Genomic DNA, 17,459 nt, shown 5'->3' with positions numbered 1-17,459 from the left:
TCCGCACCCTCGATCAACTGGAGGCAGGGGCGGGATTTGAACCCGCGACCTTCACGTTATGAGCGTGACGAGCTACCGGACTGCTCTACCCTGACATTGTGGAATTGCGTTGCACAGCGCCGGAAGCGGGGCTTCCTGCGTTTGGCGCCGGGGGTGGCTCAGCCACGCTTCCCGACAATGCCGCTACCTGTGCGGCGAGGCCCATTGGGGCAGGCCCTTCCTGTATATCTTCGGCGCGCAAAAGAAAAGACGCGATTTGAATGGGCATCTCGCCAAACATGACCAGCGTGAACTTGCCGTTCCCGCCGTCCTCGACGACGCCAGTCAGTCCGGCAAAGGGGCCGTCGGGCACCGCAACCTTCGCGCCCTTGGCGAAGACGTGACGCTCGCGGCGCTTCCGCACCAGCGCAATCCGGCCCTCTTCGGTACGGAGCTGGGCAAGCTCGGCTTCGGCAACGATCGCAACCCGGCCCTCATGATGAAAGACCGAAAACGAAGGGTGAGGATTGATGGGCGACGACGATAGCGCCAGCAGCGTTTCGATATTGGAGGCGGCAGCGAACACAAACGTCGGGAGGATCGGGGCGGGAGCTTCGACCCGCGCCCGCGACCGGCCGCGTCGACGATCGGCAACGCCAGTTGGCGTCCACGCATCCAGCCCGGCCGCGTTGAGCGATCGGCACAGCGGTAGGGTCCGCGAGCCGCCGGTTCGCAGAATGCACCACGATAGTTCAGTCATTGAAAGCCCCTTTGATCAGACTGCAAAGTCCCCAGACGGCGAGGATTATGCATCCCGCGACAATGGCCGACGCCATGATGACGGCATCAGCGTCAGCGCTCGATTTGTCTTGAGCGGCAACCATCAAGGTCGCGAGCGGCCATAGAGCGAGCCAAGGCGTGTGATCCTTCATCATCTTTCCCCTTTCGGTCCGCTGCCTGCCAACCCCATGCGCCGATACCGCTCGGCCGTCGCACGACTGATCGCGCGCTCTTCGTCCTCGTCGCCAGCCCGGCCCCCCATGATCTTGTTCACCCGTGCTTCGATCCATTCTTTGGGCTGACTGAGATTGGCATCTCGAGCGGCAACGATGGCAGCGAGAGTTTCCGCCTCCCCGATCATCTTTCGCCATTTGCCGATTTGCGAACGCGCCTGCTTTTCGGGCGTCCCGGTGCCGGTCAACAGCTCAATCCCTGCGTCGAACAGGGTCTTCAAAGGATCGTCAGACGGCGCGCCAGCGCCCGTATCTTTAGATACGGATGTGGGTGTGGGTGTGGGGGTTGGAGTCTCGTTGCCGTCTCGTTGCAACGGTGAGGCAACGGGCGTTGAGCCGCGATGCTGCCTTTTCAATGCTTTAGCCTTGGCGCTGGCCTTACCAGCTTCGCTCTGTTGGGTTTTCCGGCTTTGCAAAAGCTGAAATTCATCTTGAAGCCGAGGCTGATGCCAGTGCCCCTCGCTGATCTTGAAAAACGGCGACAGGATCGGGCGCAGCTTGCGCCATTTGCCGAGGGGTGTTCGAGCGTATCGCGCGAGTAAAACATCGTCGTCGGGCAGGCGGCAGCCCGGCGTGCGCCACGAAACGATGAGCAGGAGTAAGTACGCGCCGTGCTCGAACGTCGTCAGATGAGTCGTGTCGCCGAGATAGGCGTCGGTGAACAGGGGCAGGGCAGGGAACTCAGCCATAATCCTGCTCCTCCCCCGCCGAATAGAAATCGGATCCGCGAATGCAGACGGTTTCGCCAAAGAAGAAGCCCAGCGCCTGCCCATCGGGGCCGTGGCGATGCTTCGGAACGAGGAACTCGATCTTACCGCGCACCGCCTCCATGTCGTTGCGCCAGTCCTCAAATTTCGGGCCGAACTCGTCGGCGGGCTTTTTCCGGTTGAGGTAATATTCCTCGCGGTAGAGAAACAGCAGCACGTCGGCATCCTGCTCGATCTGTCCGCTGTCGCGCAGGTCGCCTTGGGCAGGGCGCTTGTCGGGCCGCTTTTCGACGTCACGATTGAGCTGTGCCAAAGCGAAGACGGTTAAATTCTCCGCCTTGGCCAGTGCCTTGAGCCCTTTACTGATCTCGGTCGCAGACTCGTACGGCGACATGCTCGATCTGCTCGGCTGCATGAGTTGCAGATAGTCGATGATGACAAGCTCGAGACGCTTGCCCTGCGCAGAGAGGCGGCGCTTGTGACGGCGAACCCGGCGCCCGAGCATCGCCAGCGTCAGGCCGCCGCGGTCGCAAATCTCGATTGGTAGCTGGTCGAGCCGATTTTTTGCTGCAATGACCGCTTCTAGGTTTCGGCCTTTCACGGTCCCGTCGCGAATCTGCTCATAGGGAACGCTAAAATCCCGGCTGTGGCAAAGATCGGACAGCATCCGCCGCGTGATCTGGTCGGCCGACATTTCCAAGCTGAAAAAGAGTGTTGAGTGGCCAAGCAGGGCAGCGCCGATTGCATAGCTCGAAACCATCGCGGTCTTGCCCATGCCAGGGCGCCCGCCGGCGACGATGATCCACGACGGACGAAGAATGCCTACGACCTTGTCTATGGAGTTGATGCCGGAACGAACCCCGACGATCGGCTTGCCGAAGCTGTCAATGACGCGCTGGGCATATTCGCCCGCCGAGGCCTGTTCATCACCGGCCGTTTGATCGGCCATTTCCGCAACAGCTTCATCCGCTTGGACGACAAGCTCGTCAGGGCTAATATCCGGCGACTTTGCAGACCGGATCACCTCATTGAGACCGAGCACCATCCGGCGGCGCTGAGACAGTTCGACGATCTGCTCTAGGTAGGCCTTCGTTTGCTTTGTCGAACCGGCATTAAGATCAGCCGCGGAGAGGGTTCGGCTCAGTTTCGGCCAGTCCTCGAACTCCGTCACGAACGGAGCGATTGTCACGGCATCGACATTCGTCCGGGCCGCCGCCTGCTGTAACATGACCCCGAAGACGGCGCCGTGCATAGGCACCGAAAAATCGACCGGTCGCAACCTGTCGGCAGCGGGGTCGATCAGCCGGTTATCGGCGATCAGGTCACTCAGAAACCGGACCTCGGCTTCCGGGTTGGCCAACGGATTGATGCTTTCCGCCCGCTCGAATTGATCGGCCACCGCAGTCATGTCCGAATCCCCCGAAGCTGGTCGTTCCAATCCTTGAACTCAGGGGCCGGATAGGTCTCGCGGACGGAATAGCCCCTCGCCAGAAGGGCCTCGCCAGCCCGTTCGACAGCGCCACGGCCGGCCTTGTCATTCTGGCCAGCGATCAGGATGCTATCCACATCGGGCGGAAACTCGATGGCGGGCATCATGTCCGTGCCGAGCGCCACCCAGACACGGCGGCCGGGCATTTCCTGCATCAGCGTCATGCCGTCCTCCGGGCCTTCGGTGATGACAATCTCGGAGCCGGTCAGGCCGTGATCGAGGCGCAAGGCGCCGCCCTTTACCCGGCCGAGACTGAACTTCGACCGGCGCGGCTTTGGCCATCGCTTGTCGCTACCGTCGTCGCGCAGGAATATGCGCTGGATCGCAACAAGGTCTGACCCCATCGTGATTGCGCCGACCAGCGCTGGCATAGGCTCGCGCCAGTTCCCGTCATCGTCCCGGCCGAGCGGAACATGACCGAAGCGGATCGAAGCGGGAAGCTCGGCGGTGATGCCGCGAGCCCGCACATAGGTTTCGCCAACGCTGTTTCGATAAGGGCGCGTCCGGTTCCAGAACATTCTCGCGTCTGCGATCGCGGCCGCGCGCTGCGCTGCGTCCTCTTCCTTTCGGCGCGCGCGCTCTTCCTCGGAAACGGTCGGGAACTTGTCGCCGCTGAGCGCTTCGAATGCAGCGCCGAAGGTCAGCCCCGCTTTCTTCATCAGGAAGATCAGTGCGTTCCCGGCCTCACCGCACCCGAAGCAATGATAGGTGCCCTTCGCGTCGTTGACCTCGAAACTAGGCGACCGTTCGTCGTGGAATGGACAGAGCCCGACCAATTCCCGGCCGCGCGGCCTCAGAGCTGTATATGGCCGGACGACATCTGACAGATTCACACGACCGAGGGCTTCGTCGATCCGCCGGTTGAACTCGGCTTCAGGCAGCCGTCCCCGCTTCGACATCATGCCCGGCTGTCCCGCGCGACGTTCATCGCATAATCCGTCATGAACCTTCGCGCCTTTTCCTGCATCGCAGGTCGCAACTGGCGACCGTTTCGCGCGGCGCGCACGAGGTGGCGGTCCTTGCCCCCGGTCACCCGGAGGCTGAATGGCGTCGGCTTCATGCCGGTCAGCGCAAGAAAGCGCTCGATTTCATCAAGGATAGGGGATGTCATTAACCCTGCTCATAGGTGTTTTTCGTAACACCTTCAAGCGCAGAAGGTGTTTTTTATCACCGTATGGCGGGGAGGCCGGTTTTTTGGCACACGAAGACATGAGCAACGAAACAGCAATCGAGGTTTTGCGCGTCCGCCTGGAACAGGCGATGAAGATGCGCAACGCGAATCCGAAGGCGCTCGCGAGAACCGCCGGGCTAGGTGAAACCGTCGTGCGCGACATTCTTCAGGGAAAGACGGGCGATGTACGGCTCGGCACTGTGGAGAAGTTGGCGAAGGTGCTTGGCCTGTCGATTGGCGATCTGTTGCCCGACGCCTTCGGCCGAGTGAGCGCGCGGCAGGCGGTGCAGTCGGATCATCCGCCGATTATCTCCGCGCACGCAGGCGACGGTGCGATTGCGCTTCGCCAAGTCGATATCAGCTATGCGATGGGTGCCGGGCGCAATATCGAGGATTATCCGGACGAGCTGCCGGTGCTGTTCGACCCCGGGTTTTTGCGCAGCTTGACGCACGCGTCGCCCGAAATGCTGTTCGTCGCGCAAGGGGACGGAGACTCAATGTTTCCGACGATGATCAACGGCGATCAGGTCATCGTCGACACCTCGCAGCGCCGCCTCAATATGCAGGATCGAATCTGGGCTCTCAGCGTCCACGGCGCGGCGATGATTAAGCGGCTGCGCACCGTCGGCCCCAATCGCGTCCGTATAATGTCCGACAATACCACCATCCCGCCGGAGGAAGTCGATGCCGACGACGTTTTCATTGCCGGCCGCGTCGTGTGGATCGGCCGAAAGGTCTGATTTCGGGAGAGAGTGTTAAAAAACACCTAACGGGGTTGACGGTGTTGTAAAACACACCCTATAAGTGCTGCATCACCTGATCGCCTCCGGGCCGAAGACGGTGATGCAGGCACGGAAAGACGCGCTCGGCCACCAGACGGGGCCAGCCTCCGCCGATCCCACCTGCTCCACACTAGCAGGAGGTTGGCTCATGGCCGCCGATGTAAGTCCGCCGCGGATTGTCCGCAGCACTACCAACATGGAAGACGCCGCAGAAGCGGCGCGCGCGCGGGCCGCAGAGGTCCAAATTTCCAACCTCATCGATAATTCGCTGGGCGATCTTCAGGTTGTCGAGGCGCTGCTGGATGCCATCGCCCGATTTACGCACGACGCGCTCCGTGAAGTTCGTCCGGCCGGCGGTAATGCCTCGGTCTATCTTTGCGATCTGATCGAGAAGGCTACTGTCTTCGCCGGGCTCGTAGAGGATCGACTGGAAGGCGCAAGCGGCCAGCTTCGCACCGCCCTTTTTGCGCTCCGTGAACAGAACGGGGGCCAGCCGTGACCGCCCCCTCGCGCATCTGGATCAATGCCGTCGGCAAGGAACTTCCCGAGTGGGTTGTCGCGGCCATGGCATCGCCCGAAATCGCCGATAACGGTAGCTTCATCATCGCGGGCGGCGATGGCGAAACGCGGGTCGAACGTGGTTTCGCTGTCTTCGATTATGACGGGCAGGTCTATGCCTGCCTGCCGAAAGAGGTTCAGGCGAAGCTCGCCGCGACTGTCGGCGCCGACAACGAGGCGGTCGCCGAACTGGCGCAGAAGACCGAGGCGGCCCGCGCGCCGGTCCCGGCCATCCAGCGCCAGAGCCGCGAGGCTCGCCGGGCCGGTGATAAGCAGCTTCGGCTCAAGCCGATGATCGGCTCGCCGCCCGCGCCGCAATTCGCTCAGCTCGACCAGTTGAACGTGGACGACACCTATCAGCGCTCGATCGAGGGCGGGGCGTCGAAGAAGCTGATCATCAAGATCGCCGAGAATTGGGACTGGCGTCTGTGCCTTCCCCTGATCGTCTCGCGCCGTGAAGGCTCGCTCTATGTCATCGACGGCCAGCACCGCCTTGAAGGCGCCAAGCTGCGCGGCGACATTCGCGATCTGCCCGTCGTGGTGTTCGATTTCGACGACCCGAAGCAAGAGGCCGAACTGTTCGTTCAGGCCAACCGCAGCCGCCGCGCGATGTCCACGCTCGACGACTTCCACGCCGCTGTCGTCGCTGGCGACGCCAAGGCGGTCGAGATCCACAATGTCGTCACCGACGCGGGCCTGATCGTCGGCCGCAATCAGGCGTGGCAGTATTGGCAACCGGGCGAGGTGATTTTCGTCGCGGCCATCAAGAAGGCGCTCATTTCGCAGGGCCGGGAAATCTCGACGCGCGCCCTGACCATGATCGCGCAAGCCTTTGACGGGCTGGTGCTGACCGGCGGCGGCGCAATTTTCACCGGGCTCTGCATCTTCATTCAGAGCAGGGAGAAGGACGGCCGGCCGATCGACGCCGACCTGATGGTCAGCGTTCTCTCCGAAGTCGGCATTCCCGGCTGGAAGGAGGCGACCGAAGGCGTCGACAGCGGTCAGGACCGCATCGACTCCATGCTCAAGGCGATGGAAGAAGCCTATGCCGAGGCGGAGTCGGAATGATGTTCCACCGCACCGGCTCCCACTTCGGCGAAGTTCAAAAGTCGCTGGCGCGCGCCCTGTACGAGGCCGGGCAGACCGACCGCGAGATTGCGGACGCCTGCTCGACCTCCGTCAACAATATCGCTTGGTGGCGCAAGGAGGAGGGGCTGGGCGAGCACGTCCCGGCCGCCGCCGCCGCGCGCGCCGCCGAGCGGATTGCCGAGGCGCGCTATATCGAACCCCCACGGCGCAACGCCCCCGCGCCGGATCAGCCGCGGCTCTCGCCGCCTTCCTCATCCCCCTCGGTGACGGAGCCGCGGCTGATCACTCCCGCACAAGCTCAGGAGGCGTTTGCCGCGCCGGTTCAACCGGCCGGCGAGAATGCCCTTGAGATCGGCGACCGCATCGACGGCAAGGCTTTCGTCGACCTTGAGGAATTGCTGACGACGCGCCTGCTCATTCAGGGCAACAGCGGCAGCGGCAAGACGCACCTGTTGCGCCGCCTGCTCGAAGAATGCGCGGGCATCGTTCAGCAGGTCATCATTGACCCCGAAGGCGATTTCATCAGCTTCGGTGAGGCGTTCGGCCATACGGTCATCAATGCGGCCGACTTCAACACCGGGCGCCTCGCGTCGATCGCGGGCAGGACCCGCCGCGCGCGGGGGTCCGTCGTGCTCAACCTCGACGGGCTCGATATCGACGGGCAGATGGATGCCGTGGCCGCGTTCCTCGGCGGCTTGTTCGACGCCCCGGCCGAAGACTGGCACCCGGCAATCGTTGCGGTCGACGAGGCTCACCTGTTCGCGCCGACCGGCGACAATGGCGAAGATCGCGACACCCGCAAGGCCAGCCTGCAGGCGATGCAAAACCTTATGTGCCGGGGCCGCAAGCGCGGCCTCGCGGGCATCATCGCAACGCAGCGCCTGTCGAAGCTTCACAAGAATGTCGCCGCCGAGGCGAGCAATTTCCTGCTTGGCCGGACCTTCCTCGACATCGACATCAACCGTGCCGTCGATCTGCTCGGGCTCGCCCGGCAGGACGGCGAGCGCGTCCGCAATCTCGTCCGGGGCCACTTCCTCGCCCTCGGTCCCGCGATCTCCCGCCGGCCGATGATGGTCACCGTCGGCCCCTGCATGACGCAGGGCAAGGCCGGGGCGGAGAAGGGCATCACACCGCTCCCGGCGATGCGCCCCGAGGACATGCAAGCCCTCCTGCTCGCCGACGATGCCGAGGACGAAGACGACAACGTCGTTCCGCTTCACGGGAGGGCGAAATGACCGAGGTTGCCCCGGAGCTTCTGGCGATGATGGTCGAGCTGCTGCCGACCGTCGACAGCTACCGCGACCTGTCCGCGATGACAGGTGTCGGCCACCAACAGACGCGCTCAGCCATGGCGCCCTTCGTGGCGATCATGAAGCTGCAAGGCACGTTGCCGCCCTGCGTCTGCGGCAAGGAGCGCTTTCATAAGTGGGGCTGCGTTCGCACCCGGACCAAGGCGTTGCAGGCTCGCGCCGATACTCGCACGGCCTCGCCCGAAGAGATCGAGAAGCGTCGGGTCATGGTCGAAGCGATCATGACGGGCTTGGCGTACTCCGAAATTGAAAAGATGTTCGGCATGGCGCCGAAGACCGCCCGCAAATATCTAGGCTACCTGACGCCCGAGCAGCGCGAACAGCGCAAGGCGATGGAGATGGAGCGCATCTCGCCGAAGCGGGCGCGGCACCTCAGCAAGCTTCACAGGCTCCAATCGAATAATCGCGATCGGGAAGTTCCGGCGATGCTCGTTGCTGGCGAGAAGGTGGCGAGCATCTGCGCCAAGACCGGCATGTCGAAAACGGCCGTCTATCGCCACATGACATGGCTATCCCCCGAGCAAAGGGCCAAGCGGGACGACGCCATTGCGTCCGGCCGGTGCACTGACCCCGGGCAATCCGAAGAAGGCGAGCCTGCATGGCTCCTTGCCGCATGAGCGCGCCCCGCAACCCGTCCGGCCGTCTCTGGGAGGCCGCGATCCTGTTCACGGCCATGGCGCTCGCCGCGCTTGGCCTCGCGATCGCAGATCTTGCCGCGCAGGTGCTGAAATGAAGAGCGTCAATGACACAACCGCCGCAGCGGTCGGGCGTAAACCTATCAAGGTTGGCCCCGGCACGATGGCTACCATTCGCTCGATGTTTCTTAAGGGCGCGAGCGTTCGCGCCATCGGGCGCGAAGTTGGTCTGAGCAAGAATGTTGTCCGTAATCGGCTTGCCCCGCTCATTGCCGAACTCAAGGGGAAGCAAGAATTGCCGGCAACCGCAAAGTCAGGTCGCGAACGACGCGCCCTGCCGGAAAATTTCGCTCTAACGGTTCGCCAAGGGATGACGCGCTCGGACCTCCGAAAGCACTTTAACACATCGCTTGATGTCGTGGCGCGCTGGCTCGCGGACACTGGGCTTTCTGCGCGAGAAATTCCGAAGAATCGCCGGAGCGCGCCGGAAGATTTTGTCGCTGTCGCGCCGACGATGTTTAAGCGGCAACTGCTGTCTCATTACTCGACGTCGAGCGCGGTCTTGGAACGGTGGTTGGCGGAGTGTCCGCATGTTCGGACAAGGTCACGAGCCGGGAAGCTCCGCCAACAGGTGGTCAGGTCGTCATCCGTCAAGGATGCGCTGTTCGGTCGCATTGACGCGCTAGTGCCCAGAGCGTTCGCCGATGACATCCGATCCGATATCATCTCGGATCTTTACGTCGCGGTGCTGGAAGGCGTCATTCCAGAAAATGAACTGGAGGCGCTTGGCGGCGCAATCATGAACCGCACGATTAGTGACTGCGGCGCATCACGGTTCAGCAAAACGATGAGCCTGAACGAGCGCCTGTCCGACGACAGCGAAACGACCCTTGGCGACACGCTGATCGATCCGGCCGCACTCCAAGCATTCGACCATATTTTTGAGGAGGCCCTATGATGCGCCTGGCGTACGAACAATCTCCGGTCGAGGCGGCATGGGCCGCATTCGACGCCGCCCGCATCCGGCTCCACGCGATGTACGATTTTGCCGTGGAGGAAGCCGACACGATGGCTGGCAGCGCCGACCGCTGCAAGTTGGCGATAGAGGTCTGGCGCCTTCAGAAGGAGTTTGAGGCGCTGCTTGCTGCCGACACCGGCCCGGAGTCGGCAGCATGACCGGAACAATCCCCTCATTCATCAACAAGGGCCAGCCCAAGACCGCGTGGCCCGACTGGCTTTTGAAACATGCCGTCGGGCGGCCGGACGAGAACGGCTCGTTCCTGATCCGCACCAAGGTCGGCAAGGATGAGGATCTGCGGGCGCGTGTCCATAAGGGCGCGATCGTCTTTGAGCGGAACGGTATCGCGTACACCCGGCCCGACGCCGACGATGCGCGCCGGTTCATCACCGAGATGGAAGAGGCCGAAAAGCCGGACCCGAAGACCGCTCCCGCTGCTGCGGCGCCGAAGAAGCCTTTCGTGATGAAGCGTGTGAACCCGCCGAAGCCCAAGCCGGTCGGACGCAAGTTCGCAGCGCCGAAGGGCAATCCGCCTTCAATCGAGATGCGGAACCCCGGCGAGTTGCGGATCGACGATAGCTATCAGCGGTCTATCGACACCGGGCCGAGCCGCGCGCTGATCAACAGGATCGCGAACGATTGGGACTGGCGCATGTGCTTGCCGCTGGTCGTTTCGAAGCGCGACGACGGCTATTTCTACGTCATCGACGGGCAGCACCGGCTTGCCGCGTCGAACCTGCGCACTGACATTCCTTTCCTGCCTTGCTGCGTCTTCGTCTTCGAAAGCGTTGCCGAGGAAGCGAAGATGTTCGTCGCCATGAACCGCGCGCGCCGCGCGGTGAACCGGCTCGACGACTTCCACGCCGCGCAAGCCAGCGGCAACGAGGATGCGCTGGCAATCAAGGGATTGATCGAGGCCGTCGGCTTCACGGTCAGCCGCAAGACCGGATCGGGCGCATGGGCGCCAGGCGAGGTCGCGTTCACCAGCGCGATCGGGAAGGCGCGCCGCCGACATGGCGAGCGCGTCGTAATGACCGCGCTCGAAATCATGGCCGAGGCGTTCAAGGGCGAGCGGCTGGTTGTCGGCTCCCCCGTCTTCACCGGCATCTGCGCCATACTGGTCGACACCGAGTTGCAACCCGACCGCGCGCGCCTGCTCGCCGGCGTCCGCACCCTCGATATGCCCGGCTGGGCCAGCCTGATCGCTGAATGCAAGGGCGGAACGGACCGCAACAAGCATATCCGCGACTTCTTGCTCGCAGCCTACAGCGACGCGCAGGTGGCGGCATGACTTGCCGGGCCTGCGGACAGCCCCACGGCTGCGATCACAGCGACGCCGAATATCAGGGCGTCGTGCCGCCTCGCCTCATCATCTTCGGCATCGATCTGTCCAGCCGACCCGACATGAGCGCGGAGGTCACATACGCCGCTGACGGAACCATCGCGAACATCGAATTGGACCCGAAGCGGTGACGGACCTCTTCACCTATCCCCATGCGCCCGGCGCGCAGGATCGGGACACCTCGCGCGCGGCAGCTACGAAGATCGCGCCGGAAACGCCGCAGCTTCGCGCCCGCGCGCTGGCGGTCGTCGAGCGCTCGAACGGCCTCACCGCCGATGAAGTCGCGGGCAAGCTGGGGCTGTCGATCCTTTCGATCCGGCCGCGGCTCACCGAATTGTCCCGGCTCGGCAAGGTCCGCGACAGCGGCCAGCGCCGGCCGAACGCGAGCGGTCGCGCTGCAATTGTGTGGGCTCCGGTTTTTCCGGCTCGGATAAAGGGGCAGCGGTCGTGACGCGTGAACTCAAACTCTGCGACCATTGCTGGCGCGCTGTCGAAACGGTCGTGATCGGGCGCGATAAAATACCCGGCGGTGTGGAGGTTCCTAAGCCGCACGCGGACCGCGACGGTGAACAATGCACAGGCATCGAGGCCGAGGTCATCGTCGGCTGGGACATTCCATCGTGAGCGACTTCTACGCCAAGTGCCCCGAGTGCGGCCACGTCTGGTCAGTCGTCAAACTGCCGATGGAGGCCAAGGAAGCCGCGCGTCGGATGATCGCCGCATTCTGCCCGGTCTGCGGAAACGACAGCCCGACGACGGCCCCGGCCGCCGAGGTTCGCTGCACAGCGCAGCAAACTCCCACCGCTCAGCAGGAGAACGACATGAGCGCCACCATCCCGCCGCCCTTCGAAGTCTACGGATCGGGCAACTATGGCCAGCCTCCCGAGGTCAAGACGACGCTTATCGACACGACACGGGCAGACGAAGACGCCGCTGCTCGATCGCGGGGGCCGATGATCCTGCACAAGGCCGACCCGGCGCGGCCGCGGCGGCAGCACCCGAATTTCTTCAAGGCGCATCAGGAGGCGGCGCGCCTCGCGAAGCAGAACCCCGGCGCCGAGTTCATCATCAGCGAAGAAATCGCGCGGGTCGTCTGCTGGCCGGAGAAGTCGGAATGAAGGGCTCGGAATGCTGCGCGGCGCCGTGTCGATTCTGGAACGCGCTCAAGGACGCCAACAGCAGGCGGAGCGAAGACGAGGAGCCCATCGGGCAATGCCGCCGGTCAGCGCCCACGTTCGACGGGGCAATGTACGCCTTTACCCGTCGCTATGAAGGCTGCGCCGAGACAGCGGGTCTGATCAATGCGACCAGCTATCCATACACGCAAGGATATGACTGGTGCGGCGAGTTCGAGCCCGATGGCTTTCAGGGGCCATGCTGATGGCTGATGACATCGACATGGCAACCGAGCTTGCCGACCAGCACCTTGCACACAGTTTGCGCGCCGCGCGCGCGCCGGTCCCGGCCGGCGTGCCCGGCGAGTGCGAGAAGTGCGGCGAGGACATGCCCAGGCTCGTGAACGGCTGGTGCGGATATTGCCGAGACGGGAGGTCGCCGCGATGAGCGAGTGCAGGATCGAAGAATTTCGGATGCTCGCGGTCGGCTATGCCGTTCTGCGCGACCTCGTTGAAGAGGTCGGCACCGGACCCCTCAAGCCTCTCGTTGAGAGGCGCGCCGATCTGGTCGCGCGCACCGTCGGGCGCGCGGCGATCGCAGCGGTCGAGGCTACAGCGGAGAACCAGTTATGACGAAAGCCGCAGACATTATATCCGGGGCGGTCTACGTCGCGATCAGCAGGACTGGCGGTCCCGGCAGCGCAAATGCGATCACAGGCGACATCCTCTCCGCCCTCGCCGCAAACGGCTTCCTGATCGTCGGCAATGCGGCAGTTGAGGGGCTGAACATCGACGGGCCGATACCAACCGACATCAAAGCGGTTAGCCAAGCGCTCGCGACATACGACTATGCCGACGGCAGTGTTGAGCCGTGCGAGCCGTTCGCCCCGATGGCGGGCTTTTTGGTCGAAGCTTTGCGGGAGCTCGGGTTCGCGGTTATCCCGAAGGAGCAGGCCCAGTGAAGCGCGGCGAGAAGATGGCGCGACGCGTGCTGCACATAATGGCCGAGGCCGGCGTTGCTTTCGAGATCGTGCGCAACGCCTCAGGCGAGCGCGCGATCAAGTTCAACGATCCGAAGGCGCACACTGAGCAGCAGCGGGAACTTGCCGTGGATCTCGTGTTGTTCGCGATCGGCTACCCGCGCAATTTCGCCACCATGGATCGCCTGATGAAAGAAGGCCTATGACATCGCAGCGCCGCATCCGCCTCAAGGAGGTCATGAAGCTTGTGCCGCTCAGCGCGTCGACCATCTATGCACGCATGAAGGCGGGCACCTTCCCGAAGTCGCAAGACCTCGGCGGAGGGGTTGTCTGCTGGCGCGAACAGGAGATACTCGACTACCTCAATTCGCTTCCCGAATCGAACCACAGTTCGATTCCCGAAATGGAGCAAAAATAAAAATGGGGGTAGGCGTGGGGGTATCGTAAAATCACCCCCGGCCAGAACCCGCATAAAAGCGCCATTTATGGGCTCTAATTCGACGGAAGCCCTGTCCACCACCCTCCCATCCGAGGGTGTCCGCCGAACCCCCTAGAAATCCCAGAAAACCTAGCGTATCATCCACGCATCGTCCGCATGCGTCCGGGGCAATTTGCCTGCAGCCGGAGCGTGGTGTGGGGGAAGTGTGGGGGAAGATTGTCTTTCCCCCACACTCGTGTTCCCCAGAATGTGGGGAGAAAGTGTGGGGGAAGATTCCCATGGGCAAACTCACGGCGGTTGCAGTCAAGGCCGCTCTCGCGAATCCGGGCACGTACCAGGATGGTGACGGCTTGTTTTTGAAGGTCGACAAGCGGGGAGGGGCGTCTTGGACCCTTCGCCTGCAGCGCGACGGCAAGCGTCAGGACATCGGGCTGGGCAGTGCGAAGTTGTTCACTTTGGCGCAGGTCCGCGAGAAGGCCGGCGAGCTTCGCAAGGCGGTCAAGGTCGACCGGCGCGACATATTGGCTGAGCGGAAGGACGAGGAGTCTGCCAAGGTGACGTTTCGCGAGGCGGCGAGGCAATATCACGCCGAGAACGAGGCGGGATGGAAGAGCGAGATCTACGCCCGCCAATGGCTTTCCAGCCTCGAGAATTATGCCTTCCCGAAACTGGGCGACGAGCAGACCGGTGCGATTGTCGCGGCTGACATCATAAACGTGCTCACGCCGATCTGGCAGGAGATACCCGAGACCGCCCGTCAGGTGCGCAACCGGATCTGCACCGTGCTGGATTATGCGCATGCAAAGGGCTGGCGTTCACGCGAGGCTCCCTCAGGTAATAGCAGCCTGAAAGCGGGGCGTGGCTTGCCGCGGCAACTCAAGAAGACCGAAAATCGCAAGGCTATGCCATATGCGGCTTTGCCCGGTTTCATCACTGCACTGAAGCGCAAGCCATCCTACAGCAGGCTTGCCTTGGAACTACTCATCCTGACCGGTGCGCGCAGCCAGGAGGTGCGTCTGGCGACTTGGGACGAACTCGACATCGAAGCGCGGCTATGGACTGTGCCCGCCGATCATATGAAGCGTGGCAAGTCGCATATCGTGCCGCTGTCCGATGCCGCGCTGGAAGTGATTGCAAAAGCGCATGCTTTCAGGCTCCCGGACACAGACGTGATTTTCCCCGGTGCGAGTGGGAAGAATATGTCCGATATGACGCTGCTCAAAGTCCTTCGTGACATGGCTGAGCCTTTTCATGTCCACGGCTTCCGGTCGACATTCACCGATTGGGCGGCGAACGAGGGTTTCCCCGATGCCGTTGTGGAAGCGGCGCTTGCGCACAAGACGCCGGATGCAGTGCAGGCCGCTTACCGTCGGACGACCTACCTCGGGACCGCGGAAAAGCCTGGCGAGCGTGTCAGGCTCATGGGTGCGTGGGGCAGTTATTGCCTCGGCCGCAAAGTTGTTGAGGACGACGGGGAACAGACAGGAGGCGGAGACGCGGAGTAGACGAGCCGTTTTCCCTATCAAGCATCGAAACGTGGTTATCATCGCGGGCCAAAAAGCAGTTCGCATCATTGTTGTGAACGGTAGCTCACTTCCCTGCCTCCCCCCAACCGCGCGGGTGAGAGCAAGAGGGAAGGGGCGCTTCGCGACGGTTCGAAGGCCGAGAGAGAGTCTCTTGGTCGGCCGTCGCGGAGATAAGTCATGGCTTCCAAGCAAAAAATCACGCTCGATCAACCGCAGGCCATCCCGCTCGACCGGTTGCGGCTTTCGGACGCAAATGTTCGGCGGATCAAGCCCGGCCAGTCAGTTGCCGAACTGGCTGACAGCATCGCACGGCGCGGGTTGCTGCATAACCTGAATGTCCGTCCGATCCTCGATAGCGAGGGCAACCCTACCGGTGATTTTGAGGTGCCGGCGGGCGGGCGACGCTACCGCGCGCTCCAACTGCTGGTGAAGCAGAAGCGGCTCGCCAACAATGCGCCGATCCCGTGCAGGGTGCGGGCTGCGAACGACGATATCCTGGCCGAAGAGGACAGTCTCGCCGAGAATTCGGAGCGCGTAAATCTGCACCCGCTCGATCAGTTTCGCGGCATGCAGGCGCTCGCCGACAAGGGGAATGCCGTCGAGGACATTGCCGCACATTTTTTCGTGACGCCGGCGGTGGTCAGGCAGCGCCTCAAGCTGGCGAGCGTCTCGCCAAAGCTACTCGACATCTATGGTGACGACGGCATGTCGCTCGAGACCCTGATGGCCTTCACGGTGACGGACGATGAAGAGCGCCAGATTCAGGTCTGGGAGATGGTCGAGCACGACTTCCCGCCGTCCGCTTCGCTCATCCGCCAGAGGCTGACCGAGAACAGCGTCCGCGTATCCGACAAGCGTGTCCGCTTCGTCGGGCTCGACGCCTATGTCGAGGCGGGTGGCAGTGTCGTTCGCGACCTGTTCGAAGTCGATCACGGCGGCTGGCTCACCGACGTCGGCCTGCTCGACCGGCTCGTCGCCGAGAAGTTCGAAGCCGAAGCGGCGCGGATCGGCGAGGAAGGCTGGAAATGGATCGACGCCGCGATCGAGCATGTCTTCAATCCGGGGCGCGGCATGCGCGTCCTTGCCGGCGACGAAGTGCCGATGAGCGCAGAGGAGGAGAAGCTCGGCGCGGACCTCGAAGCGGAGGGCGAAGCGCTGAGCAACGAATGGAGCGATGCGGACGAGGTTCCCGACGAGGTCCACACCCGGCTCGAGGAGATCGACGCCGAGATCAGCCGCATCAACGACCGCCCGATCGTCTTCGATGCCGCCGAGATCGCCATCGCCGGCGCGTTCGTCTCGATCGGGATCGACGGGAGGCTGAGCGTCGAGCGCGGCTATGTGAAGCCGGAGGATGAACCCGAAGCCGAGCCGGAGGAGGGCGATCAGGGCACGGGCGAGGGCGCGAACGACGCAGGCGGCGGCGACGGCAGTTCCAAGTCCGCGCCTTCGGCTCCCGGCCAATCTGCGGCCGAGCCCGAGGACGATGAAGGTGCCTTGAAGCCGATGTCAGAGCGCCTCGTGTCCGACCTCACGGCGTGGAGAACGCTCGCGCTACAGGACGCCTTCGCGAAGTGCCCGGAGACGGCCTATATCGCTGTGCTCCATGCGTTCGTCCTGTCCTGCTTTTACGGTTACAGCCGCGAAAGCTGTCTGCAGACGTCGATCAACTCGGTCCATTTTTCCAACGCTCCGGCAGGTCTGCGTCACTGCGCCCCGGGGCAGGCGATCGCGGAACGCCTCGACGAATGGCGTGGTCGCCTGCCGAAAAGCGACAAGGAGGTCTGGGACTGGCTGCTTGAACTCGGCGACGAGGACCGCGCGAGCCTTCTTGCGCATTGCGCCTCGCTCGGCGTCAATGCACAGGCGGAGATCGTCCGGGGCTATGACGGCCGCGTCTCGGCGCACGGGATCGCCCGGCGGCTGGCGCACAGCCATGTGCTCGCGCGGGCCGTGGGGCTGGATGTCGTGGAGGCCGGCTGGCGCCCGACCGCCGACGGCTATCTGAGCAGCGTTCCGAAGCTGCGGATTCTTGCCGACGTTGCCGAGGCACGCGGCGAGAATCTTGCCGGAATGATCGACCATTTGAAGAAGGGCGACATGGCACGCGAGGCCGAGCGCCTGCTCGAAGACGCTGGCTGGCTCCCCGAGCCGATGCGGACGCCCGAACTCGAGAGCGCTGCCATCCCGGCGCCGGAGGCAACGGCGCCGGCCAACGACGAGGCGGATGACGAGCTTCCCGCCTTTCTCGCGGAGGAAGGAGGTGAGGATGCGGGCGATCCCGAAGCGATCGGCGCCGAATGAAT

Annotated in this window: 25 protein-coding genes and 1 tRNA gene; 19 read left to right on the top strand and 7 right to left on the bottom strand. The window is 63.3% G+C overall.

All coding sequences use genetic code 11. The annotated features are described in order from the left end of the window. Positions 1–18: 18 nt before the first annotated feature. The 7 genes from LH19_RS14230 to LH19_RS28705 all read right to left on the bottom strand — a co-directional run bounded on the left by LH19_RS14230 (position 19) and on the right by LH19_RS28705 (position 4,299). Positions 19–95: transfer RNA gene (locus tag LH19_RS14230), tRNA-Met, on the bottom strand. Then, positions 86–739 carry a transcription termination/antitermination protein NusG gene (gene nusG, locus LH19_RS28065; RefSeq protein WP_145923462.1) on the bottom strand — a complete coding sequence of 218 codons (654 nt, stop codon included), beginning with the start codon at positions 737–739 and terminating at the stop codon, positions 86–88. The genes LH19_RS14230 and nusG overlap by 10 nt, the downstream gene beginning before the upstream one ends. Next, entirely contained in the window at positions 732–914 is a 183-nt protein-coding gene (locus LH19_RS14220) for a hypothetical protein (RefSeq protein WP_054729150.1), read from the bottom strand. The genes nusG and LH19_RS14220 overlap by 8 nt, the downstream gene beginning before the upstream one ends. Then, positions 911–1,681: a DUF1376 domain-containing protein gene (locus LH19_RS14215; protein ID WP_054729146.1), complete on the bottom strand. Its 771-nt coding sequence runs from the start codon at positions 1,679–1,681 to the stop codon at positions 911–913. Before LH19_RS14215 ends, LH19_RS14220 begins: the two co-directional genes overlap by 4 nt. After that, positions 1,674–3,107 (bottom strand): replicative DNA helicase, encoded by a 1,434-nt coding sequence (locus LH19_RS14210; RefSeq protein ID WP_054729143.1) that lies wholly within the window; start codon positions 3,105–3,107, stop codon positions 1,674–1,676. The genes LH19_RS14215 and LH19_RS14210 overlap by 8 nt, the downstream gene beginning before the upstream one ends. Beyond that, entirely contained in the window at positions 3,104–4,090 is a 987-nt protein-coding gene (locus LH19_RS14205; protein WP_201258355.1) for a CHC2 zinc finger domain-containing protein, read from the bottom strand. Before LH19_RS14205 ends, LH19_RS14210 begins: the two co-directional genes overlap by 4 nt. Continuing rightward, positions 4,087–4,299 carry a hypothetical protein gene (locus LH19_RS28705; RefSeq protein ID WP_054729138.1) on the bottom strand — a complete coding sequence of 71 codons (213 nt, stop codon included), beginning with the start codon at positions 4,297–4,299 and terminating at the stop codon, positions 4,087–4,089. Before LH19_RS28705 ends, LH19_RS14205 begins: the two co-directional genes overlap by 4 nt. On the opposite strand from LH19_RS28705, the gene LH19_RS14195 reads away from it, so the two are divergent. The 19 genes from LH19_RS14195 (at position 4,293) to LH19_RS14105 (ending at position 17,457) form a co-directional block, all read left to right on the top strand. After that, positions 4,293–5,099, top strand: a complete 807-nt coding sequence (locus LH19_RS14195; RefSeq protein ID WP_082395719.1) for a S24 family peptidase — start codon at positions 4,293–4,295, stop codon at positions 5,097–5,099. The two genes, LH19_RS28705 and LH19_RS14195, sit on opposite strands and share 7 nt — an antisense overlap. A gap of 190 nt (positions 5,100–5,289) precedes the next feature. After that, positions 5,290–5,640 carry a hypothetical protein gene (locus tag LH19_RS14190; protein WP_145923461.1) on the top strand — a complete coding sequence of 117 codons (351 nt, stop codon included), beginning with the start codon at positions 5,290–5,292 and terminating at the stop codon, positions 5,638–5,640. Beyond that, a complete protein-coding gene (locus LH19_RS14185; protein WP_054729130.1) occupies positions 5,637–6,767 on the top strand; it encodes a DUF6551 family protein in 1,131 nt (376 codons plus the stop codon). Before LH19_RS14190 ends, LH19_RS14185 begins: the two co-directional genes overlap by 4 nt. Continuing rightward, entirely contained in the window at positions 6,764–8,023 is a 1,260-nt protein-coding gene (locus LH19_RS14180) for an ATP-binding protein (protein ID WP_054729127.1), read from the top strand. Before LH19_RS14185 ends, LH19_RS14180 begins: the two co-directional genes overlap by 4 nt. Further along, complete coding sequence (locus LH19_RS14175; protein WP_054729124.1) at positions 8,020–8,715, top strand: hypothetical protein; 696 nt, start codon at positions 8,020–8,022, stop codon at positions 8,713–8,715. Before LH19_RS14180 ends, LH19_RS14175 begins: the two co-directional genes overlap by 4 nt. A gap of 112 nt (positions 8,716–8,827) precedes the next feature. Continuing rightward, positions 8,828–9,691: a hypothetical protein gene (locus tag LH19_RS14170; protein ID WP_054729121.1), complete on the top strand. Its 864-nt coding sequence runs from the start codon at positions 8,828–8,830 to the stop codon at positions 9,689–9,691. Then, positions 9,688–9,909, top strand: a complete 222-nt coding sequence (locus tag LH19_RS14165; protein ID WP_054729118.1) for a hypothetical protein — start codon at positions 9,688–9,690, stop codon at positions 9,907–9,909. Before LH19_RS14170 ends, LH19_RS14165 begins: the two co-directional genes overlap by 4 nt. Continuing rightward, complete coding sequence (locus LH19_RS14160; RefSeq protein WP_054729115.1) at positions 9,906–11,042, top strand: DUF6551 family protein; 1,137 nt, start codon at positions 9,906–9,908, stop codon at positions 11,040–11,042. Before LH19_RS14165 ends, LH19_RS14160 begins: the two co-directional genes overlap by 4 nt. After that, positions 11,039–11,224 carry a hypothetical protein gene (locus LH19_RS14155; protein WP_054729110.1) on the top strand — a complete coding sequence of 62 codons (186 nt, stop codon included), beginning with the start codon at positions 11,039–11,041 and terminating at the stop codon, positions 11,222–11,224. Before LH19_RS14160 ends, LH19_RS14155 begins: the two co-directional genes overlap by 4 nt. Further along, positions 11,221–11,544: a hypothetical protein gene (locus LH19_RS14150; RefSeq protein ID WP_054729107.1), complete on the top strand. Its 324-nt coding sequence runs from the start codon at positions 11,221–11,223 to the stop codon at positions 11,542–11,544. The genes LH19_RS14155 and LH19_RS14150 overlap by 4 nt, the downstream gene beginning before the upstream one ends. Continuing rightward, positions 11,541–11,717, top strand: coding sequence for a hypothetical protein (locus LH19_RS28700; protein ID WP_156344041.1), 177 nt, complete (start codon positions 11,541–11,543; stop codon positions 11,715–11,717). Before LH19_RS14150 ends, LH19_RS28700 begins: the two co-directional genes overlap by 4 nt. Further along, on the top strand, positions 11,714–12,211 hold the full coding sequence (locus tag LH19_RS14145) for a hypothetical protein (protein ID WP_054729104.1): 498 nt from the start codon (positions 11,714–11,716) through the stop codon (positions 12,209–12,211). Before LH19_RS28700 ends, LH19_RS14145 begins: the two co-directional genes overlap by 4 nt. 262 nt (positions 12,212–12,473) lie before the next feature. After that, positions 12,474–12,656: a TraR/DksA C4-type zinc finger protein gene (locus LH19_RS14135; protein ID WP_054733579.1), complete on the top strand. Its 183-nt coding sequence runs from the start codon at positions 12,474–12,476 to the stop codon at positions 12,654–12,656. Beyond that, positions 12,653–12,841: a hypothetical protein gene (locus tag LH19_RS14130; RefSeq protein WP_054729096.1), complete on the top strand. Its 189-nt coding sequence runs from the start codon at positions 12,653–12,655 to the stop codon at positions 12,839–12,841. Before LH19_RS14135 ends, LH19_RS14130 begins: the two co-directional genes overlap by 4 nt. After that, complete coding sequence (locus LH19_RS14125) at positions 12,838–13,170, top strand: hypothetical protein (RefSeq protein WP_054729094.1); 333 nt, start codon at positions 12,838–12,840, stop codon at positions 13,168–13,170. The genes LH19_RS14130 and LH19_RS14125 overlap by 4 nt, the downstream gene beginning before the upstream one ends. Beyond that, positions 13,167–13,394, top strand: coding sequence for a hypothetical protein (locus LH19_RS14120; RefSeq protein ID WP_054729091.1), 228 nt, complete (start codon positions 13,167–13,169; stop codon positions 13,392–13,394). The genes LH19_RS14125 and LH19_RS14120 overlap by 4 nt, the downstream gene beginning before the upstream one ends. Continuing rightward, positions 13,391–13,606, top strand: a complete 216-nt coding sequence (locus LH19_RS14115; RefSeq protein ID WP_054729088.1) for a helix-turn-helix transcriptional regulator — start codon at positions 13,391–13,393, stop codon at positions 13,604–13,606. Before LH19_RS14120 ends, LH19_RS14115 begins: the two co-directional genes overlap by 4 nt. Positions 13,607–13,905: 299 nt before the next feature. After that, entirely contained in the window at positions 13,906–15,132 is a 1,227-nt protein-coding gene (locus tag LH19_RS14110; RefSeq protein WP_054729085.1) for a tyrosine-type recombinase/integrase, read from the top strand. A 198-nt stretch (positions 15,133–15,330) separates the two neighbouring features. Then, positions 15,331–17,457: a ParB/RepB/Spo0J family partition protein gene (locus tag LH19_RS14105; RefSeq protein ID WP_054729082.1), complete on the top strand. Its 2,127-nt coding sequence runs from the start codon at positions 15,331–15,333 to the stop codon at positions 17,455–17,457. Positions 17,458–17,459 lie beyond the last annotated feature (2 nt).

The sequence above is a fragment of the Sphingopyxis macrogoltabida genome (assembly GCF_001314325.1).
Lineage (GTDB): Bacteria > Pseudomonadota > Alphaproteobacteria > Sphingomonadales > Sphingomonadaceae > Sphingopyxis > Sphingopyxis macrogoltabida.
This window is presented reverse-complemented; position numbering and strand designations above follow the sequence as displayed.

What these genes read in the sequence shown, in the direction of transcription:
- LH19_RS14180 (WP_054729127.1), top strand. Translation starts at nt 6,764, where the DNA reads ATGATGTTCCACCGCACCGGCTCCCACTTCGGCGAAGTTCAAAAGTCG.
- LH19_RS14105 (WP_054729082.1), top strand. Translation starts at nt 15,331, where the DNA reads ATGGCTTCCAAGCAAAAAATCACGCTCGATCAACCGCAGGCCATCCCG.
- LH19_RS14160 (WP_054729115.1), top strand. Translation starts at nt 9,906, where the DNA reads ATGACCGGAACAATCCCCTCATTCATCAACAAGGGCCAGCCCAAGACC.
- LH19_RS14215 (WP_054729146.1), bottom strand. Translation starts at nt 1,681, where the DNA reads ATGGCTGAGTTCCCTGCCCTGCCCCTGTTCACCGACGCCTATCTCGGC.
- LH19_RS14205 (WP_201258355.1), bottom strand. Translation starts at nt 4,090, where the DNA reads ATGATGTCGAAGCGGGGACGGCTGCCTGAAGCCGAGTTCAACCGGCGG.
- LH19_RS14155 (WP_054729110.1), top strand. Translation starts at nt 11,039, where the DNA reads ATGACTTGCCGGGCCTGCGGACAGCCCCACGGCTGCGATCACAGCGAC.
- LH19_RS14195 (WP_082395719.1), top strand. Translation starts at nt 4,293, where the DNA reads ATGTCATTAACCCTGCTCATAGGTGTTTTTCGTAACACCTTCAAGCGC.
- LH19_RS14115 (WP_054729088.1), top strand. Translation starts at nt 13,391, where the DNA reads ATGACATCGCAGCGCCGCATCCGCCTCAAGGAGGTCATGAAGCTTGTG.
- nusG (WP_145923462.1), bottom strand. Translation starts at nt 739, where the DNA reads ATGACTGAACTATCGTGGTGCATTCTGCGAACCGGCGGCTCGCGGACC.
- LH19_RS14130 (WP_054729096.1), top strand. Translation starts at nt 12,653, where the DNA reads ATGAGCGAGTGCAGGATCGAAGAATTTCGGATGCTCGCGGTCGGCTAT.
- LH19_RS28705 (WP_054729138.1), bottom strand. Translation starts at nt 4,299, where the DNA reads ATGACATCCCCTATCCTTGATGAAATCGAGCGCTTTCTTGCGCTGACC.
- LH19_RS14170 (WP_054729121.1), top strand. Translation starts at nt 8,828, where the DNA reads ATGAAGAGCGTCAATGACACAACCGCCGCAGCGGTCGGGCGTAAACCT.
- LH19_RS14125 (WP_054729094.1), top strand. Translation starts at nt 12,838, where the DNA reads ATGACGAAAGCCGCAGACATTATATCCGGGGCGGTCTACGTCGCGATC.
- LH19_RS14135 (WP_054733579.1), top strand. Translation starts at nt 12,474, where the DNA reads ATGGCTGATGACATCGACATGGCAACCGAGCTTGCCGACCAGCACCTT.
- LH19_RS14165 (WP_054729118.1), top strand. Translation starts at nt 9,688, where the DNA reads ATGATGCGCCTGGCGTACGAACAATCTCCGGTCGAGGCGGCATGGGCC.
- LH19_RS14175 (WP_054729124.1), top strand. Translation starts at nt 8,020, where the DNA reads ATGACCGAGGTTGCCCCGGAGCTTCTGGCGATGATGGTCGAGCTGCTG.
- LH19_RS14190 (WP_145923461.1), top strand. Translation starts at nt 5,290, where the DNA reads ATGGCCGCCGATGTAAGTCCGCCGCGGATTGTCCGCAGCACTACCAAC.
- LH19_RS14110 (WP_054729085.1), top strand. Translation starts at nt 13,906, where the DNA reads ATGGGCAAACTCACGGCGGTTGCAGTCAAGGCCGCTCTCGCGAATCCG.
- LH19_RS14210 (WP_054729143.1), bottom strand. Translation starts at nt 3,107, where the DNA reads ATGACTGCGGTGGCCGATCAATTCGAGCGGGCGGAAAGCATCAATCCG.
- LH19_RS14220 (WP_054729150.1), bottom strand. Translation starts at nt 914, where the DNA reads ATGATGAAGGATCACACGCCTTGGCTCGCTCTATGGCCGCTCGCGACC.